At 56.9% G+C, this 16,385-nt stretch carries 16 protein-coding genes and 1 riboswitch; of the genes, 12 read left to right on the plus strand and 4 right to left on the minus strand.

The annotated features are described in order from the left end of the window. Nucleotides 1-45: 45 nt before the first annotated feature. Entirely contained in the window at nt 46-738 is a 693-nt protein-coding gene (locus HWX89_RS02555; protein ID WP_138795143.1) for a FadR/GntR family transcriptional regulator, read from the minus strand. A gap of 254 nt (nt 739-992) precedes the next feature. Here HWX89_RS02555 and HWX89_RS02560 point away from each other — a divergent pair, with 254 nt between their 5' ends. From HWX89_RS02560 to HWX89_RS02600, 9 genes are all read left to right on the plus strand, one after another. Continuing rightward, nucleotides 993-2,558, plus strand: coding sequence for a sugar ABC transporter ATP-binding protein (locus tag HWX89_RS02560; RefSeq protein ID WP_178340596.1), 1,566 nt, complete (start codon nt 993-995; stop codon nt 2,556-2,558). 8 nt (nt 2,559-2,566) lie between these two features. Then, a complete protein-coding gene (locus HWX89_RS02565; RefSeq protein WP_138795144.1) occupies nt 2,567-3,589 on the plus strand; it encodes an ABC transporter permease in 1,023 nt (340 codons plus the stop codon). Between the two features lie 79 nt (nt 3,590-3,668). Further along, nucleotides 3,669-4,610 (plus strand): ABC transporter substrate-binding protein, encoded by a 942-nt coding sequence (locus tag HWX89_RS02570; RefSeq protein ID WP_138795145.1) that lies wholly within the window; start codon nt 3,669-3,671, stop codon nt 4,608-4,610. Nucleotides 4,611-4,687: 77 nt separating this feature from the next. Beyond that, nucleotides 4,688-5,701: an aldo/keto reductase gene (locus HWX89_RS02575; protein WP_138795146.1), complete on the plus strand. Its 1,014-nt coding sequence runs from the start codon at nt 4,688-4,690 to the stop codon at nt 5,699-5,701. A gap of 4 nt (nt 5,702-5,705) precedes the next feature. After that, complete coding sequence (locus HWX89_RS02580) at nt 5,706-6,527, plus strand: amidohydrolase family protein (protein ID WP_138795147.1); 822 nt, start codon at nt 5,706-5,708, stop codon at nt 6,525-6,527. Between the two features lie 3 nt (nt 6,528-6,530). Then, nucleotides 6,531-7,541 carry a zinc-binding alcohol dehydrogenase family protein gene (locus HWX89_RS02585; protein WP_138795148.1) on the plus strand — a complete coding sequence of 337 codons (1,011 nt, stop codon included), beginning with the start codon at nt 6,531-6,533 and terminating at the stop codon, nt 7,539-7,541. Then, nucleotides 7,538-8,677, plus strand: a complete 1,140-nt coding sequence (locus tag HWX89_RS02590) for a mannitol dehydrogenase family protein (protein ID WP_138795149.1) — start codon at nt 7,538-7,540, stop codon at nt 8,675-8,677. The genes HWX89_RS02585 and HWX89_RS02590 overlap by 4 nt, the downstream gene beginning before the upstream one ends. Nucleotides 8,678-8,679: 2 nt before the next feature. Next, complete coding sequence (locus HWX89_RS02595; protein ID WP_138795150.1) at nt 8,680-9,009, plus strand: L-rhamnose mutarotase; 330 nt, start codon at nt 8,680-8,682, stop codon at nt 9,007-9,009. A 114-nt stretch (nt 9,010-9,123) separates the two neighbouring features. Continuing rightward, nucleotides 9,124-10,401 carry an L-fuconate dehydratase gene (locus HWX89_RS02600; RefSeq protein WP_138795151.1) on the plus strand — a complete coding sequence of 426 codons (1,278 nt, stop codon included), beginning with the start codon at nt 9,124-9,126 and terminating at the stop codon, nt 10,399-10,401. On the opposite strand, the gene cobD is transcribed toward HWX89_RS02600, so the two are convergent. Beyond that, the gene (cobD, locus tag HWX89_RS02605; RefSeq protein ID WP_138795152.1) at nt 10,383-11,429 is read right to left on the minus strand and encodes a threonine-phosphate decarboxylase CobD; all 1,047 of its coding nucleotides are present in this window, start codon (nt 11,427-11,429) and stop codon (nt 10,383-10,385) included. The genes HWX89_RS02600 and cobD overlap by 19 nt on opposite strands. Between cobD and cbiB the strand changes: the two genes are divergently transcribed. After that, nucleotides 11,428-12,393 carry an adenosylcobinamide-phosphate synthase CbiB gene (cbiB, locus tag HWX89_RS02610; protein ID WP_138795153.1) on the plus strand — a complete coding sequence of 322 codons (966 nt, stop codon included), beginning with the start codon at nt 11,428-11,430 and terminating at the stop codon, nt 12,391-12,393. The genes cobD and cbiB overlap by 2 nt on opposite strands. Here cbiB and HWX89_RS02615 read toward each other — a convergent pair. Continuing rightward, entirely contained in the window at nt 12,380-13,837 is a 1,458-nt protein-coding gene (locus tag HWX89_RS02615; protein WP_138795154.1) for a cobyric acid synthase, read from the minus strand. The genes cbiB and HWX89_RS02615 overlap by 14 nt on opposite strands. A gap of 3 nt (nt 13,838-13,840) precedes the next feature. After that, nucleotides 13,841-14,458 (minus strand): cob(I)yrinic acid a,c-diamide adenosyltransferase, encoded by a 618-nt coding sequence (gene cobO, locus HWX89_RS02620; RefSeq protein WP_138795390.1) that lies wholly within the window; start codon nt 14,456-14,458, stop codon nt 13,841-13,843. A 131-nt stretch (nt 14,459-14,589) separates the two neighbouring features. Beyond that, nucleotides 14,590-14,805: riboswitch (cobalamin riboswitch) on the plus strand. Between the two features lie 118 nt (nt 14,806-14,923). Here cobO and HWX89_RS02625 point away from each other — a divergent pair. Both HWX89_RS02625 and cobW read left to right on the plus strand, forming a co-directional pair. Next, nucleotides 14,924-15,349: a DUF1636 family protein gene (locus HWX89_RS02625; RefSeq protein ID WP_502707569.1), complete on the plus strand. Its 426-nt coding sequence runs from the start codon at nt 14,924-14,926 to the stop codon at nt 15,347-15,349. Next, nucleotides 15,346-16,383, plus strand: coding sequence for a cobalamin biosynthesis protein CobW (gene cobW, locus HWX89_RS02630; protein WP_138795156.1), 1,038 nt, complete (start codon nt 15,346-15,348; stop codon nt 16,381-16,383). Before HWX89_RS02625 ends, cobW begins: the two co-directional genes overlap by 4 nt. The last annotated feature ends 2 nt before the right edge of the window (nt 16,384-16,385 follow it).

Genomic DNA, 16,385 nt, shown 5'->3' on the forward strand with positions numbered 1-16,385 from the left:
GGTTTTCCTCCTCCCGATATGCAATGCCTGCAATGTTTGGTGATGTCAGTCGTCTACCCAGCGTCGCTTGGAACTTTCCAGGTGCCCGTGCATGGCGGCCTGCGCCAGCAGTGGGTCCCTTGCCTCAAGGGCTGCGAGGATGGTCTCATGCTCCTGCAGCGCATGCGCCCAGGTGTCACGATCTTCAAATTTGACGCGAAGCTGCGCAGAAATAGGGCTGTGCCGTTCATCGAACAGGTTTGCGACGAGCCGCGCTAAAACACTGTTTCCGGATTGTTCGGCAATTGTGACGTGGAACAGGCGATCCTGGTCGAGTGGTTTGCGGCCTGCTTCGATTTCCTTGCGCATGGCCGCGAGAATTCGACGGAGATTTGTAACAGTTTCATCCGTCATACGGCTTGCAGCAAGCACGATCGTTGCCCCTTCGACGGCTGCGCGTGCCTGCATCAGTTCAGACGGACTGTCGCCGAGCGATTTTGTGTGGTGCCGGGGCTGCAACGGTTCTGCAGAAACGTAGACACCGGAGCCCATCCGGATTTCAACGGTATTGTCGATTTCAAGTGCGATCAGCGCTTCACGAAGTGACGGACGCGATACACCGAGTTTCTGGGCAAGTTCTCGCTCTGCCGGAAGACGGGCTCCAGGCTGAAACTCACCTGCTTCAATCAATTCCCGGATCTGGTCTGCGATCTGCTGGTAGAGCCTGCGTGGCTCCAGTATTTTGGCCTGACCATTCATGTGCGTTTTGCCGAAACCTTTTTTGATCGGTTATTTGGCCTTACCGTATCTTTATTGAATTCAATAGGCAAGTTGATGTTTATGCGACTGAAAACAATAAGTTTTTTATGTTATTCCAGATAGTGTTATGGATCTTCATGCGACTCTGCATTGAGAATTTGGATAAATTGGCTTGACCATATCTCGAAACCGGCCTAACCATTCCGCCAATTCGCTGTCTCCCGACGGAGCGGGCGCGCGATTGGGAGGATGGGATGCAGCAGGGTGCATCGACGATTGAGGGCGGCTCATCGCCTGAACGTGTTGCGGCTGGAAAGGGCGAGACCGTTTTGCGGCTCGACAATATCAGCAAGGAATTTCCAGGCGTCAAAGCCTTGTCGGATGTGCATTTCGACCTGCGCTCTGGTGAGGTCCATGCGGTCTGCGGAGAAAATGGTGCTGGCAAATCAACGCTGATGAAGATCATTAGCGGCGTCTATCAGCCAACCTCCGGAACGATTGTCTACAAAGGCAATAAGGTTCAATATGCCTCGCCGCTGGAATCGGAAGCGGCGGGCATTGCCATTATTCATCAGGAACTCAATCTTGTTCCTCACCTCAGTGTCGCGGAAAACATCTATCTGGCGCGCGAGCCGCGCCGTGGTTTTCTTGTCGACCGCAAGAAATTGAGAACTGATGCGAAACGCTGTCTCGATCGGCTGGGCGTGGATATCGATCCCGATCAACTTGTCCGTGGTCTTTCCGTTGCGCAGTGTCAGATGGTGGAAATCGCCAAGGCGCTTTCGCTTGATGCGGAAGTCCTCATCATGGACGAGCCGACCTCATCGCTGACCGAACAGGAAACCCGTTTGCTGTTCCAGGTTATTCGTGATCTCAAGACGGCCGGTGTCGGTATCGTCTACATATCGCACCGGCTTGATGAAATGGCGGAGATTGTTGATCGCGTCACGGTTCTGCGGGATGGTCGTTACATCTCGACGGACGATTTCCAAGCAATCACGGTCGACGATATCGTTACGCGCATGGTTGGCCGCTCCCTGGAAGACAAATTCCCCGAGCGTACCTCACAACCTTCAGACGATATCATCTTCTCGGTCGAGGGGCTCAGCCGCGCCGGCGTGTTCCAGGACGTCAGTTTTTCCCTGCGTCGAGGCGAAATTCTCGGTTTCGCCGGTTTGATGGGGGCTGGACGTACGGAAGTGGCGCGGGCGATTTTCGGTGCCGATGCGCTAGATGCGGGAAAAATAGTATTCAACGGGCGCGAGCTTTCCATTTCATCGCCACAGGACGCAATCGAAGAAGGCATCGCCTATCTTTCGGAAGACCGCAAAAGCGATGGGTTGGCGATCAAGATGTCGGTTGCGGCCAATACAACGCTTGCCAACATGAAAGAGGTTTCGAACCGTTTCGGCCTCATTGACTTCAAGAAGCACGATATGGTCGCGAAAAAATACGTCGACCTTCTGAATGTCCGTACGCCATCGATCGGACAGACCGTGCGACTTCTCTCGGGCGGCAACCAGCAGAAGATCATTATCGGCAAATGGCTGTTTCGTCAGTCGAAGGTTCTGTTTTTCGACGAGCCGACCCGCGGTATCGACGTGGGCGCCAAGTTTGCCATCTACAAGATCATGGATGAGCTGGCTGCTCAGGGCATCGGCGTCATTCTTATCAGTTCCGAGTTGCCGGAGGTTCTCGGGCTGACGGACCGCATTGCTGTTTTCCATGAAGGCAGGATTACCGGCGTGCTCGAAACCGCCAAGACCAATCAGGAAGAAATCATGCGCTATGCATCCGGCTACAGCCGGCCGGTGCAGTGAGGAAACACATGTCGAATATTGCAGAACCCCAGAAGAGCTTCACGTTCAGCGACCGGCAGAAGGATATCATCCAGAAGTTTGCGGCGCTCGGCAGTCTCGTGGCGTTGACAATGGTATTCTCCGCCACCAGCAGCGCATTCTTCTCCGTCAACAATGCCATGACGATCGCGCTTCAGGTGACGTCTATTGCCCTTCTCGGCATAGGCGCCACCTGTGTCATCATCACCGGTGGTATCGATCTTTCGGTGGGCTCGGTTCTGGCACTTGCCGGCGTCGTTGCCGCACTCGCCGTGAAGGAATTCGGCATGCCGGTTCCGATTGGCATGTTGCTCGGCATTCTGACGGGATCGTTGTGTGGTTTCATCAACGGTCTTCTCGTGACGCGCTTCAAGTTGCCACCGTTTATCGCGACGCTCGGCATGATGTTGATCGCCCGTGGCGTTGCCCTGCAGATTACCGGCGCACGTGCTGTTTCCGGTCTTGGCGAATCCTTCGGTGAACTCGGCAATGGTGCCCTCTTCCGCATCGTGACGATTGGCGATGACGGGTTTCCCAACGTGGTTTTCCCAGGCATCCCCTACCCCGTCATTTTGATGGTGGTGATTGCCTTTGCCGTTTCGTTCATGCTCAACCGTTCGATCCTCGGACGTCACATTTATGCTGTCGGTTCGAATGCGGAAGCCGCCCGTCTCTCCGGTGTGAACGTCGCCCGCGTCACCAACTTCACCTACATCCTGTCCGGTACACTGGCAGGTCTGACGGGTTGTGTGCTGATGTCGCGCCTTGTCACCGCACAGCCGAATGAAGGCGTGATGTACGAACTCGATGCCATCGCCAGCGCGGTCATTGGTGGCACGTCGTTGATTGGCGGTGTCGGTACGATTTCCGGCACGGCGATTGGCGCCTTCGTTATCGGCATTCTGCGCAATGGTCTCAACATGAACGGCGTTTCTGCCTTCACGCAACAGATTATCATCGGCCTCGTCATTCTGGTCACCGTCTGGATCGACCAGCTTCGCAATCGTCGCTGATGAAAAGGGGCTGCGGACCCTTTCCGCAAACAAGAACGGCATGGGGGAGGCCCGGCGTGCCGACAAAATGGAGGAAAAAATGAAAAAAATCGCGACTGCCCTTCTGACATCCGCAATCGCCCTGTGGAGCGTTTCCACCGTGCAGGCCGGTGAAATTGCCGTCATCGTCAAGACCGTCAACTCCACCTTCTGGCAGAACGTCCAGAAAGGTGCGGATGAAGCGATCAAGAACGCCTCCGGTCACACCATGACCTTCCAGGGTCCGGCATCGGAATCGGCCATTGCCGATCAGGTCAATATGGTTGAGAACGCCGTCAACCGTAAGGTTGCAGGCATCGTTCTGGCCCCTTCCGATCCGGATGCGCTGGTTCCCGCTGTCAAGAAGGCTTGGGAAGCCCGTATTCCGGTGGTGATTGTCGACTCCCAGCTCGCCAAGGGCGCGGAGCAATATTACCAGTCCTTCCTCGCAACCGACAACAAGAAGGCCGGTGAACTTGCTGCCCAGGCGCTGATCGAAAAGGTTGGCAAGGAAGGCAAGATTGCCGTGATGTCCTATGTTGCAGGTGCAGGTTCTGAAATCGGCCGCGTCGGCGGTTTCACTGACTACATCAAGGCCAACTCCAAGCTTGAAATCGTCGGTCCGTTCTATTCGCAGTCGCAGATGGCAACGGCGCTGAACCAGACCACCGACGTTCTGGCCGCAAATGCCGACCTCAAGGGTATCTTCGGTGCCAACGAGCCGACAGCAATTGGTGTTGGTCGCGCACTGGCTCAGTCCGGCAAGGCTGGCAAGGTCGTCGCTATCGGCTTTGACGGTAACCAGGATCTGCAGAGCTTCGTCAAGGACGGCACGCTTGCTGGCATCGTCGTTCAGGGGTCTTACCAGATGGGCGAAAAGGGTGTTGAAACCGTCGCGAAGCTTATCGGCAAGGAAAAGGCCGAAAAGTTCGTCGATACCGGTGTGGTTGTCGTGACCAAGGACAACATCGACAAGCCGGAAGCGAAGAACGTTCTCTACTGATTGTCTGAACTCAGGATGGGTGCCGCTCGTGCGGCGCTCATCCGCCCAAGTCCCGTGTATTTTCGAAAGTGCCCGCAATGAAAGTCTCCGACACACGCAAGCTGCCTCGTCGCAATGTCGATGTTACCCTGATGGGTCTTGGCTGTGCCCAGATGGGTAATCTCTATCGGATTACGCCTTATGCGGAATCGAAGGGCGCTTTCGACAAGGCATGGGAAAGCGGTATCCGCTATTTTGATACTGCACCATTTTACGGCTACACCCGTTCCGAACGCCGCCTCGGCACGATGGTGACGGAGCACGATCGTAACGACTATACGCTGAGCACCAAGGTCGGGCGCGTCATGGTGCCTGACGAAACAGTTGGACCGGAAGAGGATGCCTATGTCGCGCCTCTGCCGTTCCGCCCGGTCTATGATTATTCCCATGACGGTATCCTGCGCTCGTTCGAAGCAAGCCAGCAGCGGCTCGGTGTCCTGAAGCCGGATATTCTCTATATTCACGATATCGGCCCTTACACGCACGGCGACAGACACCAGCATTACTGGGAGCAGTTGACGTCGGGCGGTGGTTTCAAGGCACTTGGCAGGCTGCGCGAAGAAGGTTCGACAGGTGCTGTCGGGCTTGGCGTCAACGAATGGGAGATCGTTCGTGATGCCATGGAAGTCTTTGACATAGACGTTGCGATGTTGGCCGGCCGTTATACGTTGCTGGAACAGCAGAGCCTGTCGTTCATGAATGCCTGCGCGGAAAAGGGTGTCGGCATCGTTGTCGCGGGCGCATTCAATTCCGGCATTCTCGCCGGTAACCGCAAGTTCAACTATGCTGACGCGCCTCAGGAGATATTGTCCCGCGTCGACGCGCTTCATGATGTCTGCGAGGAGCTTGGTGTTTCACTGCAGGCTGCTGCGCTGCAGTTCCCGCTCGCCCATGCTGCAGCCGTTACCGTTGTATCCGGTGCACGCAATGCCGAACAGCTTTCTTCCAATATCGGCTGGTTCGAACAGGAAATTCCGCATGAATTCTGGTCAGAGCTGCACCGTCGCGGTTTGATTGCTGAGGGTTCGCCGGTGCCGGGTGGAAAGGCCTGATAAAATGGTCATCGATGCCCACCAGCATTTCTGGCTGTTGAAGGATCGTGCCGGTCAATGGCCGCCACCCTCCCTGCAAGCCATCTACCGTGATTTTCTTCCCGAGGATCTTTTTCCCCTGATGCGAAAGGCGGGTGTGACCGGCACCGTTCTCGTGCAGACGATGGAAAACGCTGCCGATACCGACTTCATGCTGGCGCAGGCGGAGAAGAATGACTTCATAAAGGCTGTGGTCGGTTGGGTAGATCTGAAGGCCGACAATGCTCCTGCCATGATTGCAAGCAGGGCGGCGCATCCAGCCTTCAAAGGTGTCCGCCCCATGTTGCAGGACATTGCCAACATTGACTGGATCGATGACGTCGCATTGGAGCCTGCAGTCAAAGCCCTGATCGATCATGGGCTGGTATTTGATGCATTGGTTCTACCTCCGCACCTGCCGCATCTTCTGAGCTTTGCGCGCCGTTATCCCGCTTTGCCTGTCGTCATCGATCATGGTGCAAAGCCGTTGATCGCCAAGGGTATCTATGCCGGCTGGCGTGCCGACATGGCCGCATTGGCAGCGCTTCCCAATGTGCACTGCAAGCTTTCCGGTCTGCTGACTGAACGGGGAGAACAAAAGCCCGAGGCAATACGTCCTTATGCCGAGACCATTCTTGAGCTTTTTGGTCCGGCAAGGGTAATCTTTGGTAGTGATTGGCCAGTCCTGCGCCTTGCTGGCGACTACCAGCAGTGGATCGATTTCTGCCATGAGATCATACCCCCTACAGACCACGCAGCAGTATTCGGCGGCAATGCCGCCCGTTTCTACAGACTTTCCGACAGGTGACCCATGCTGGCAATTTTCTGTGATACACCCGGTCAATTGAGCGCGCGCGAACTGCCTAAACCGGCGCGCGGCGAAGGTGAGGTGCTGGTGCGCATCCGTCGTATCGGCGTCTGCGGAACAGATTTGCATATCTTTACCGGCAATCAGCCTTATCTATCATATCCGCGTGTCATGGGACACGAGCTCTCCGGTACGGTCGAAGAAGCGCCCGATGGAAGTGTGCTGTCGCACGGGGATGTCGTCACCATCATTCCCTACATGTCCTGTGGTCATTGCAGCGCATGCCTGAAAGGCAAGAGCAATTGCTGCCGCAATATCGGTGTTCTGGGCGTCCATCGCGATGGCGGGATGGTCGAATATCTGAGTGTGCCGCAACAGTTCGTGCTGAAGGCCGAAGGGCTGACGCTGGATCAGGCCGCGATGACCGAGTTCCTGGCCATCGGTGCGCATGCCGTGCGGCGCGGAGCTGTTGAACAAGACCAGCAGGTTCTGATCGTCGGCGCCGGACCGATCGGTATGGCAGTGGCTGTTTTTGCTGTTTTGAACGGCGGTGTGGTGACGATGATCGATAGTCGCGCGGACCGGCTGGATTTCTGCAAGACGCATCTCGGTGCGGCGCATGTCGTCGCGCTCGGTGAAGGCGACAAGGATCAACTCTCGGATATCACGAGCGGCGATTTCTTTGATGTTGTCTTCGATGCGACCGGCAATCCGAAAGCCATGGAGCGCGGTTTCTCCTTCGTGGGGCACGGTGGCTCTTATGTTCTTGTTTCCATCGTTGCCAGCGACATCAGCTTCAATGATCCGGAGTTTCACAAACGTGAAACCACCCTGCTGGGCAGCCGTAACGCGACGCCTGATGATTTTGAGCGGGTGCTGGAAGCGTTACGCGCCGGAAAGGTGCCGGAAGCACTGATTACTCATCGTATGGCTCTCTCCGAGGTGCCGTCGAAATTCGCCGGTCTCACCGATCCGAAGGCTGGCGTCATCAAGGGCATGGTGGAGGTCGCATGACGATCGACACCCCGATCCTGCAATTCGGCACCAGTCGTTTCCTGCTGGCACACGCGGATTTTTTCATTTCGGAGGCTCTCGCCACAGGTAAGGCGATTGGACGTATTGCGGTTGTACAGACTACCAGCAGCGCGGAAAGCGCCAAGCGCATTGCAGCGCTTGGTTCTGACAAAGGCTATCCTGTTCGTATCCGGGGTTTGCAGGGTGGCGAGGTTGTCGATCACGAATATACGGGGCGTGCCGTTATCAGGTCTTTGACTGCGGCGAATGACTGGGGCGACGTTCGTGATATCGCGATGAAAGCCGATGTCATTTTATCCAACACCGGTGATCGCGGTTACGATCTCGATGCTGGCGACGGGCCTCATCTGGCGGCGGATTTCACGTCGGTTCCGAGGAGTTTTCCAGCGAAGCTTTGCATGCTGCTTCTGGAGCGATTTCAGAAAAATCCGGAGGTTCCGGTTTCGATATTTCCGTGCGAACTCGTTCCTCGTAATGGCGACAGGCTAAAATCCATTCTGCGCGACCTGGCGAATGCCTGGCAGTTACCGGCCGGATTTGCCTTCTATCTCAACGAGAAGTGCCGTTTCGCCAACAGTCTGGTCGATCGCATCGTTTCCGAAGCCATCGACCCGGTTGGAGCGGTGGCGGAGCCCTACGCTCTCTGGGCGATCGAAAAACAGGAAGGGCTGACGTTGCCCTGCCGCCATCCGGCGATTGTGCTGACGGATGACCTCAATCGATATGAGACGCTGAAACTGTTTCTGCTTAATCTCGGACATTCCTATCTCGCCGAGCGCTGGCAGCAGGATGGTCGTGCGCCGGATGAAACGGTACGTGAAGCGATGCAGGACAAGGGCCTTTCGGCCGATCTTGAAGCTGTCTGGCGTGGCGAGGTTTTGCCCGTCTTTGCCGCTGCCGGGATGGGCGATGAAGCGTCAGCCTATGTCGACGAGGTGCGCGAACGCTTCATGAATCCGTTTCTGGCGCACAGGCTTGCCGATATTGCCAGCAATCACGACGAAAAAAAACGTCGACGTTTCGCTCCGGTCATTGCCTGGGCCGAACGTCTGCAACTCTCCCTGCCGCAACTGAAGCTTCGTGCCGGCTTGGCGACTATCAATAACGGGATATGACGATGCAACGTATGGGAATGCTCATCGGCGTGAAGCCGGAGATGATTGCGGAATACAAACGGCTGCATGCTGCCGTATGGCCGGAGGTTCTGGCGCTCATCAGCGACTGCAACATCCGCAACTATACGATTTTCCTGCGTGAACCGGAAAACCTGTTGTTTGGCACCTGGGAATATTACGGCACGGACTTCGATGCGGACATGGCCAAGATGGCCGCCAGTGAAAAGAACCGGGAATGGTGGGCCTTCACCATTCCCTGCCAGCAGCCACTCGAAAGTCGCAAGGATGGCGAGTGGTGGGCAATGATGGAGAACGTTTTCCACCACGATTAGGCTTTGGACAGAAAGACAGTCCGAGGCCGAAACAACGAGAGAGCGATGGAAAACATTCTGCATTTTATTCCCACGCTCTAACCTATTAGTGACCCCTGACCGCGAGTGAACGGCATGACCAAGATTACAGATTTGCGCGTTTTCGATCTGCGCTTTCCCACGTCTCAAAGCCTTGATGGCTCCGATGCGATGAATCCAGACCCTGATTATTCCGCAGCCTATGTCATTCTCGACACGGACGAACCTGGTTTAAAAGGCCATGGACTGACCTTCACCATTGGTCGCGGCAACGACATTTGCTGCATGGCAATCGAGGCAATGCATCATCTGGTCGTTGGTGCTGATCTTGCGACGGTTCTTGAAAATCCTGGCAAATACTGGCGCCATCTGACCAGCGACAGCCAGCTTCGCTGGATCGGTCCAGACAAGGGCGCCATGCATCTTGCCACCGGTGCGGTGGTCAACGCCGTCTGGGACCTGCTGGCCAAAAAGGCGGGCAAGCCTGTCTGGCAGCTTGTCGCAGATATGAGCGCCGAAGAAATCGCCGATATCGTCGACTACCGTTATCTTACCGATGTGCTGACCCGCGACGAAGCGCTGGCGATCCTGAAAAAAGCCGAGGGTGGCAAAAAGGAGCGTATCGAGACGCTGAAGGCCGAGGGATATGCCTGCTATACGACGTCGGCGGGTTGGCTCGGTTACGACGATGCGAAGCTGCGTCGTCTCTGCCAAGAGGCAATCGATGCCGGCTTCAACCACGTCAAGATGAAGGTTGGCCGTGATCTGGAAGACGATATTCGCCGCCTTACCATCGCTCGTGAGGTGATTGGTCCTGATCGTTATCTGATGATCGATGCCAATCAGGTATGGGAAGTGGATCAGGCGATCGACTGGGTTAAAAAACTCGCTTTCGCCAAGCCGTTCTTCATCGAAGAGCCGACAAGCCCGGATGATATTGCTGGCCATCGCAAGATCCGTGAAGCCATCGGTCCGGTTAAGGTTGCGACCGGTGAAATGTGCCAGAACCGCATCATGTTCAAGCAGTTCATCGCCGAAGGTGCAATCGATGTGGTGCAGATCGATTCCTGCCGCATGGGCGGACTGAATGAAGTTCTGGCCGTTCTGCTGATCGCCGCAAAATATGGTCTTCCGGTCTGGCCGCATGCCGGTGGCGTAGGTCTTTGCGAGTACGTGCAGCACCTTTCCATGATCGACTACCTCGTCGTTTCCGGGACCAAGGAAGGCCGAGTGATCGAATATGTCGATCACCTGCACGAGCACTTCATCGAACCCTGCGAAATTCGCAATGCGGCCTACATGCCACCAAGGCTGCCGGGCTTCTCAATCGAGATGAAGCAGGAGTCGATCGAGACCTATACGTTCGAAGGATAATCGAATGTGCGCAGCGCGTCTTCGAGGCGCTGCCATTCTTCCTCGGTTGCGGGAAGGCCGAAACGAACATCATTCGGCCTTTCGTCAAACACGCGCACCAATATGCCGCTTTGACCAAGGTGGTCGAAAAGGTGTGGCGCGCGCTCATCTCTCGCCAATCTGAACAGCGACGTTCCACCAACGATCGACAAATTGGCCTTTCGAAGAAGCGTATCCAGACGACCAGCCTGCATCGTTAGCCGGAGTCGCATGGCGTCCTGCCACGTCCGGTCAGCGAGCGCTTCCGTTGCGATATGCAGGGCCGGTCCCGATACAGCCCATGGACCAAGCCGGGATTCCAGATCGGCGGCGATATCGGGATGGGCGACTGCAAAACCCAAGCGCACGCCCGCCATGCCGTAGAATTTTCCGAAAGATCGCAGGACAACAAGTGCACCCTCGTTTGTGAGACTTGCGAGACTTTCTGCGGTTCCGGTTTCAATGAAGGCCTCATCGACGACCAGCAGGCCGCCTTTGTGTCTCATGGAAGTGGCGATTGCCGACAGCGCGTCTCGATCCATGACTCGTCCATCGGGATTGTTGGGATTGACGATCGTCGCGTAGTCACAGGCCAGGAGGTCGTTGACGTACTGGACTTCCGTCATTGGCAAGCCTGCCATTCGGGCCGTTCGGGCATGTTCGGCATAGGCGGGCGCAAGGACACCCCCTCGCCGTGCACCGCGATCGAGTGCCAGTTGTGCCAGGAGCGGCATCAGCATCTGCGTGCCTGGCGAGGCAACGATATGATCCTCAGAAGGTGCGCCAAAACTCTCTGCTGCCCGCTTCTTCAGCGCTGACAGGGTGTCGGGTTCAGGCAGGCGGGCAAATGCGCTAGCGGGAATGGGCGAATGCGGATAGGAGTGCGGATTGATCCCGGTCGAAAGGTCGATCCATGGTTCAGGTGCCTGAGGAAACAACCGACGTGCCCGACCGAGATTACCGCCGTGACGGATCGCAGGTTGCGCCTTTTCTGGTACGTTGTCGCCCATGTTCCTTGCTCTCGCTTTTTTGTCGCTCGTGATCGAACGTCTGACGGGATACCCGGACTGGCTTTTCAAGCGCGTCGGTCATCCCGTCACCTGGATCGGTTCGCTTATCGCGCTCCTTGACAAAAAATGGAACCGGGAAGAAGACGCATTTTCACAGCGCAATATGTCGGGTTTGATGGCGTTGACCGTATTCCTCGGTAGCACGATCCTTGTCGCATGGATTGCCCAATCGACCTTGTTACTTATGCCGCTTGGTCTTTTGCTTGTTGCGATCGTGGGTGCATCCCTTCCCGCGCAAAGGAGCCTTGAGCAGCATGTCGCAGCCGTTGCGACAGCCCTTGAGCAAGAGGGGCTTGAAGGTGGGCGCAAGGCCGTTTCGATGATTGTCGGGCGTGATCCTGAGAAGCTTGATGAGGCGGCGGTATGCCGTGCAGCGATCGAAAGCCTGGCAGAAAACTTTTCGGACGGTGTCGTGGCGCCCGCCTTCTGGCTTGCCATGCTCGGCTTGCCGGGCGGGGCGGGATACAAGGCGATCAATACGGCAGACAGTATGATAGGGCATCGATCCTCACGCCATGAAGCATTCGGCTGGGCGTCAGCCCGGCTAGATGATCTCGTCAACTTGCCAGCCTCACGACTGAGCGGCCTTCTGTTTGTCGTGGCTGCGCTTTTTGTGAAAGATGCCTCGCCTCGCCAGGCGATCCGTGCTGTTTTCCGCGATGCCCGCCATCATCGTTCTCCCAATGCCGGGTGGCCAGAGGCCGCGCTTGCCGGTGCGCTCGGTTTTGCGCTTGCCGGGCCACGTTCCTATGGGGGGCAGATGATCGAGGCCCGCTTCATGGGCGACGGCGGGAGACGTGATCTGACAGCGTCGGATATTCGCCAGGCTCTGCTTTTGGCTCGCATTGCGGATGGACTGTTGATCAGCCTGTTTGGCGTGCTTGCGCTCGCTATCGCGCTATAGCAAGCAATGCGTCGAGATCGAGATGGACTTCCATGTGCTCAGCCAGCCGGTCGAGCACTGCATCGACATCGGCTTCGTAGTTCAAGCGGGAGCTTTCCGTTCCCAATCGCTGCAGCCAGACGCTTCTTTGTGCATCATCGGCAAAAAGACCGTGAATATAGGTGCCGAAGACCCGTCCATCAGATGAGATAGCACCTTCGATATGATTGCCGATTTTCGAGAAAGGCCGTGTGCAGTCGGCTCCGTATGTTTGTCCGACATGCATTTCGTAGCCGGTGAACGATGTTCCATCGAAGCTGGTCCCTTGCACGGACACCAATCTCTTGTCGTCGGTGAGGGTTGTTGCGACATCAAGCAATCCAAGACCTTCGACCGTGGCCGGAGGACCTTCGATGCCGTCAGGGTCTGAGACCATTTTGCCGAGCATCTGATAACCACCGCACAGCCCAAGCACCATGCCGCCACGGCGCAGATGAGCCCTGATGTCGATATCAAGCCCGGATGTCTTCAGAGCGTTCAGGTCTGCGATGGTGGATTTTGACCCACAGAGCAGGACCAGCGCGCAGTCGCCAGGAATTGCTTGGCCCGGCCGGATGCGGACCAGTTCGACATCCGGCTCCATGTCCAGGGGGTCGAGATCGTCGAAGTTTGAAATATGCGGCAGGATCGGAACCGCGATGCGGATTTTTGCGCCGTCCTTGGCGGTCTGGACATTGGAGAGGCCGAGCGCATCTTCCGCCGGCAGACGAGCGGCGTCGGGAAAATGCGGAAGAAGGCCGACGGATTGCCATCCCGTTTTGGCAGCGATGATCCGCATGCCTTCGTCGAACAATGAAGGATCGCCGCGAAAACGGTTGACGATGAAGCCTTCTATCATCGCGGCATCGGCGTCATTCAGCACCGCACTGGTGCCGACCAAGCTCGCGATCACGCCACCCCGGTCGATGTCGCCGATCAGGATGACCGGTACATCGGCGGCACGGGAAAAACCCATATTTGCAATGTCGTTGGCACGCAGATTGATTTCCGAAGCGCTGCCGGCACCTTCCACCAGAACCAGATCGGCTTTTTGCTTCAGCAACTCGAAACTTTCGAGGACCTTCGGCATCAAGCCAGCCTTGAGGCCCTGATATTCTGCGGCTTTTGCGTTGCCGGCGATCTTCCCTTGCACGATTACCTGCGCCCCGGTCTCGCTTTGCGGTTTCAGTAGGACGGGGTTCATGTGAACCGACAGCGCGACGCCCGCGGCACGCGCTTGCAGGGCCTGCGCACGGCCGATTTCACCGCCATCCGCCGTAACTGCCGCATTGTTTGACATGTTCTGCGGCTTGAAGGGCATGACGCTCAGGCCGCGCTTGACGAAGGCACGTGCCAGCCCCGCCACCATTAGCGATTTCCCGACATCGGAGCCGGTTCCCTGAAACATAAGGGCGCGTGCAGTCATGGATCAGAACTCGATTCCTGCCTGTGCCTTCACGCCCGCCTTGAAGTGATGTTTGACGAGGCTCATTTCCGTGACCATATCGGCGGCCTCGATCAGGGCTGGCTTGGCGTTACGGCCGGTGACGATGACATGCAAATCAGTCCGGCGATCCTCAAGCGTTGCAATGACCTCTTCCAGAGGCAGGTAGTCGTAGCGCAGTGCGATGTTGAGCTCATCCAGGATCAAAAGACCGATGCTTTTATCGGCCATCAGGGTCTTGGCCTCTTCCCATGCCTTGGTTGCCGCGGCGACATCGCGCTTCAGATCCTGCGTGTCCCATGTGAAGCCTTCGCCCATGGTTCGCCACTCCACCTTGTCGCCAAACAGGCTCAGTGCCTGCTGCTCACCGGTCGACCATGCGCCCTTGATGAACTGCACGACGCCGACACGCCTGCCATTTCCGAGCATGCGCAAGGCGAGCCCGAACGCCGCCGTCGATTTACCCTTGCCGGGGCCGGTATTGACCATCAGCAGGCCTTTTTCGACCGTCTTTTCAGCAACTTCGGCATCCTGTACCGCTTTACGGTTCACCATCTTCTGCCGGTGTCGCTCGGCTTCGGCGTCGTTGATTTCGCGGTTCATCATGCATGTCCCTGTTTTTCGGCAGCGCGTGTGAACACCTCGCCGTGGAAGCGGCGACTATACCCAATTTGCCGCACCCGGCAATCCGCTGGCAGGGACAGCATGGCATTGACCGCAAAAGGCGTTCAGCCTAAGTGTATCGAGCAAACGGTCTTTTTCCGGCAACGGGGAAAGCTAAGAGGGAACACGGTTCAAGCCCCGTTGGGTCAATCCGTGGCTGCCCCCGCAACTGTAAGCGGTAAGCCCACACCGTGAAGCCACTGGACCGAACATGTCCGGGAAGGCGGTGTCAAACGGGTATCGATCAAGCCGCGAGCCAGGAGACCTGCCGTTCACGCAAAAACGTCTGCCGGGCGGGGTGCTCCGGCCAGTCGATGAAATCGAACGAGCCGCCTTGCCTGGCAAGCGTGCCGTTTTCGAGATGCGCACCCCGAAAAGTTTAAAGGCGCGGAAAGCGAAAACGGTTTGGATATCGCAGTCACATCCTCATGCACCAAAGATGGGTTGGAAAACGATGACGTTTCCGGCGTGGTCGTGTTTGTGTGCCGGAGTTGTCGCGATGCAAATGATCCAGATCTCGATCCCCGTCCCGGGTCCATTCTGGCGGAACGTGCAGCCGAAAAGGCGCACAACGCGGGTATCGAGGTGCGAAGCGTCAATTGTCTTGCCAATTGCAAGCGTGGGCTGAGCGCTGTTTTACGTGGCGCCGATGGCTGGTCTTATGTGTTTGGCGGACTGACGCCCGACAATGCCGAGGATTTGCTTGTTGGCGCTCGACTGCTGGCCACTGCGCCGGACGGGCTGATGCCCTGGCGCGGCCGTCCTGATAGTTTGAAGCGCGGCATGGTCGCGCGTATTCCCCCATTTGATTTTACCGAGGAGATGAAATGAGCACCCTTCTGGATCGCGTTCCCTGCACCATCGTTACCGGTTTTCTGGGGGCCGGAAAAACAACGCTTCTGCGTGGCCTTCTCGAAAAACTCGACGGGAAACGTCTTGCCATTATCGTCAATGAATTCGGTGATGTCGGCATCGATGGCGAAATTCTCAAGGGTTGCGGTATCGAGAGCTGCCCGGAAGAAAACATTGTCGAACTGGCCAATGGCTGCATCTGCTGCACAGTGGCGGACGACTTCCAGCCAGCGATCGAGCAGATTCTCAGCCGCCAGCCGAAGGTCGAGCACATTCTGATCGAGACTTCGGGTCTGGCACTGCCAAAGCCGCTTGTTCAGGCTTTCCAGTGGCCGGCGATCAAAAGCCGTGTCACGGTTGATGCCGTTATCGCGGTCGTTGACGGCGCAGCTCTGGCTGAAGGCCAGGTCGCACACGATATGGAGGCTCTTTCCGCACAGCGGCAGGCCGATGAAGCGCTTGATCACGATGATCCGGTTGAAGAGGTTTTCGAAGATCAGGTTGCCTGTGCCGATCTCATCGTCATGACCAAGGCCGATCTGCTTGACGCTGCCGGTCTTGAAAAGGCCAAAGCCCACGTCTCGGAACATCTGCCGAAGGCTGCCAAGATCGTCGTCGCATCGAACGGCGCCGTTGATCCTGCCGTGCTGATTGGCCTCGGCCTTGCGGTTGAAGAGGATATCGAAAACCGTCATACGCATCACGATGAAGAACACGATCACGATCACGACGATTTCGACAGCTTCGTTATCGACCTGCCCGCGGTGACCGATCCGGAAGCCCTCGCCGTCCGCATCGCGGAAACGGCTGCAGCGGAAAACGTCCTTCGTATCAAAGGCTTCATCGAGGTTTCGGCCAAGCCAATGCGCCTTCAGGTGCAGGCGGTCGGAAGCCGCGTCAATCACTACTACGACCGGCCGTGGGCGCCCGGCGAGACGCGGCGCAGCCGACTGGTCGTCATCGGTGAAAAAGGCCTGAACCGCGAGAAGATTGAACAGATGCTGGCTGCCTGACA

Source organism: Rhizobium sp. RM, from assembly GCF_013390595.1.
GTDB lineage: Bacteria > Pseudomonadota > Alphaproteobacteria > Rhizobiales > Rhizobiaceae > Agrobacterium.

Bases quoted from the DNA above. Each gene is read 5' to 3' on its own strand.
- HWX89_RS02600 (WP_138795151.1), top strand. From the start codon at position 9,124: ATGACCAAGATTACAGATTTGCGCGTTTTCGATCTGCGCTTTCCCACG.
- HWX89_RS02555 (WP_138795143.1), bottom strand. From the start codon at position 738: ATGAATGGTCAGGCCAAAATACTGGAGCCACGCAGGCTCTACCAGCAG.
- cobW (WP_138795156.1), top strand. From the start codon at position 15,346: ATGAGCACCCTTCTGGATCGCGTTCCCTGCACCATCGTTACCGGTTTT.
- HWX89_RS02615 (WP_138795154.1), bottom strand. From the start codon at position 13,837: ATGACTGCACGCGCCCTTATGTTTCAGGGAACCGGCTCCGATGTCGGG.
- HWX89_RS02595 (WP_138795150.1), top strand. From the start codon at position 8,680: ATGCAACGTATGGGAATGCTCATCGGCGTGAAGCCGGAGATGATTGCG.
- cobD (WP_138795152.1), bottom strand. From the start codon at position 11,429: ATGGGCGACAACGTACCAGAAAAGGCGCAACCTGCGATCCGTCACGGC.
- cbiB (WP_138795153.1), top strand. From the start codon at position 11,428: ATGTTCCTTGCTCTCGCTTTTTTGTCGCTCGTGATCGAACGTCTGACG.
- HWX89_RS02570 (WP_138795145.1), top strand. From the start codon at position 3,669: ATGAAAAAAATCGCGACTGCCCTTCTGACATCCGCAATCGCCCTGTGG.
- HWX89_RS02560 (WP_178340596.1), top strand. From the start codon at position 993: ATGCAGCAGGGTGCATCGACGATTGAGGGCGGCTCATCGCCTGAACGT.
- cobO (WP_138795390.1), bottom strand. From the start codon at position 14,458: ATGAACCGCGAAATCAACGACGCCGAAGCCGAGCGACACCGGCAGAAG.
- HWX89_RS02590 (WP_138795149.1), top strand. From the start codon at position 7,538: ATGACGATCGACACCCCGATCCTGCAATTCGGCACCAGTCGTTTCCTG.
- HWX89_RS02575 (WP_138795146.1), top strand. From the start codon at position 4,688: ATGAAAGTCTCCGACACACGCAAGCTGCCTCGTCGCAATGTCGATGTT.
- HWX89_RS02580 (WP_138795147.1), top strand. From the start codon at position 5,706: ATGGTCATCGATGCCCACCAGCATTTCTGGCTGTTGAAGGATCGTGCC.
- HWX89_RS02585 (WP_138795148.1), top strand. From the start codon at position 6,531: ATGCTGGCAATTTTCTGTGATACACCCGGTCAATTGAGCGCGCGCGAA.
- HWX89_RS02565 (WP_138795144.1), top strand. From the start codon at position 2,567: ATGTCGAATATTGCAGAACCCCAGAAGAGCTTCACGTTCAGCGACCGG.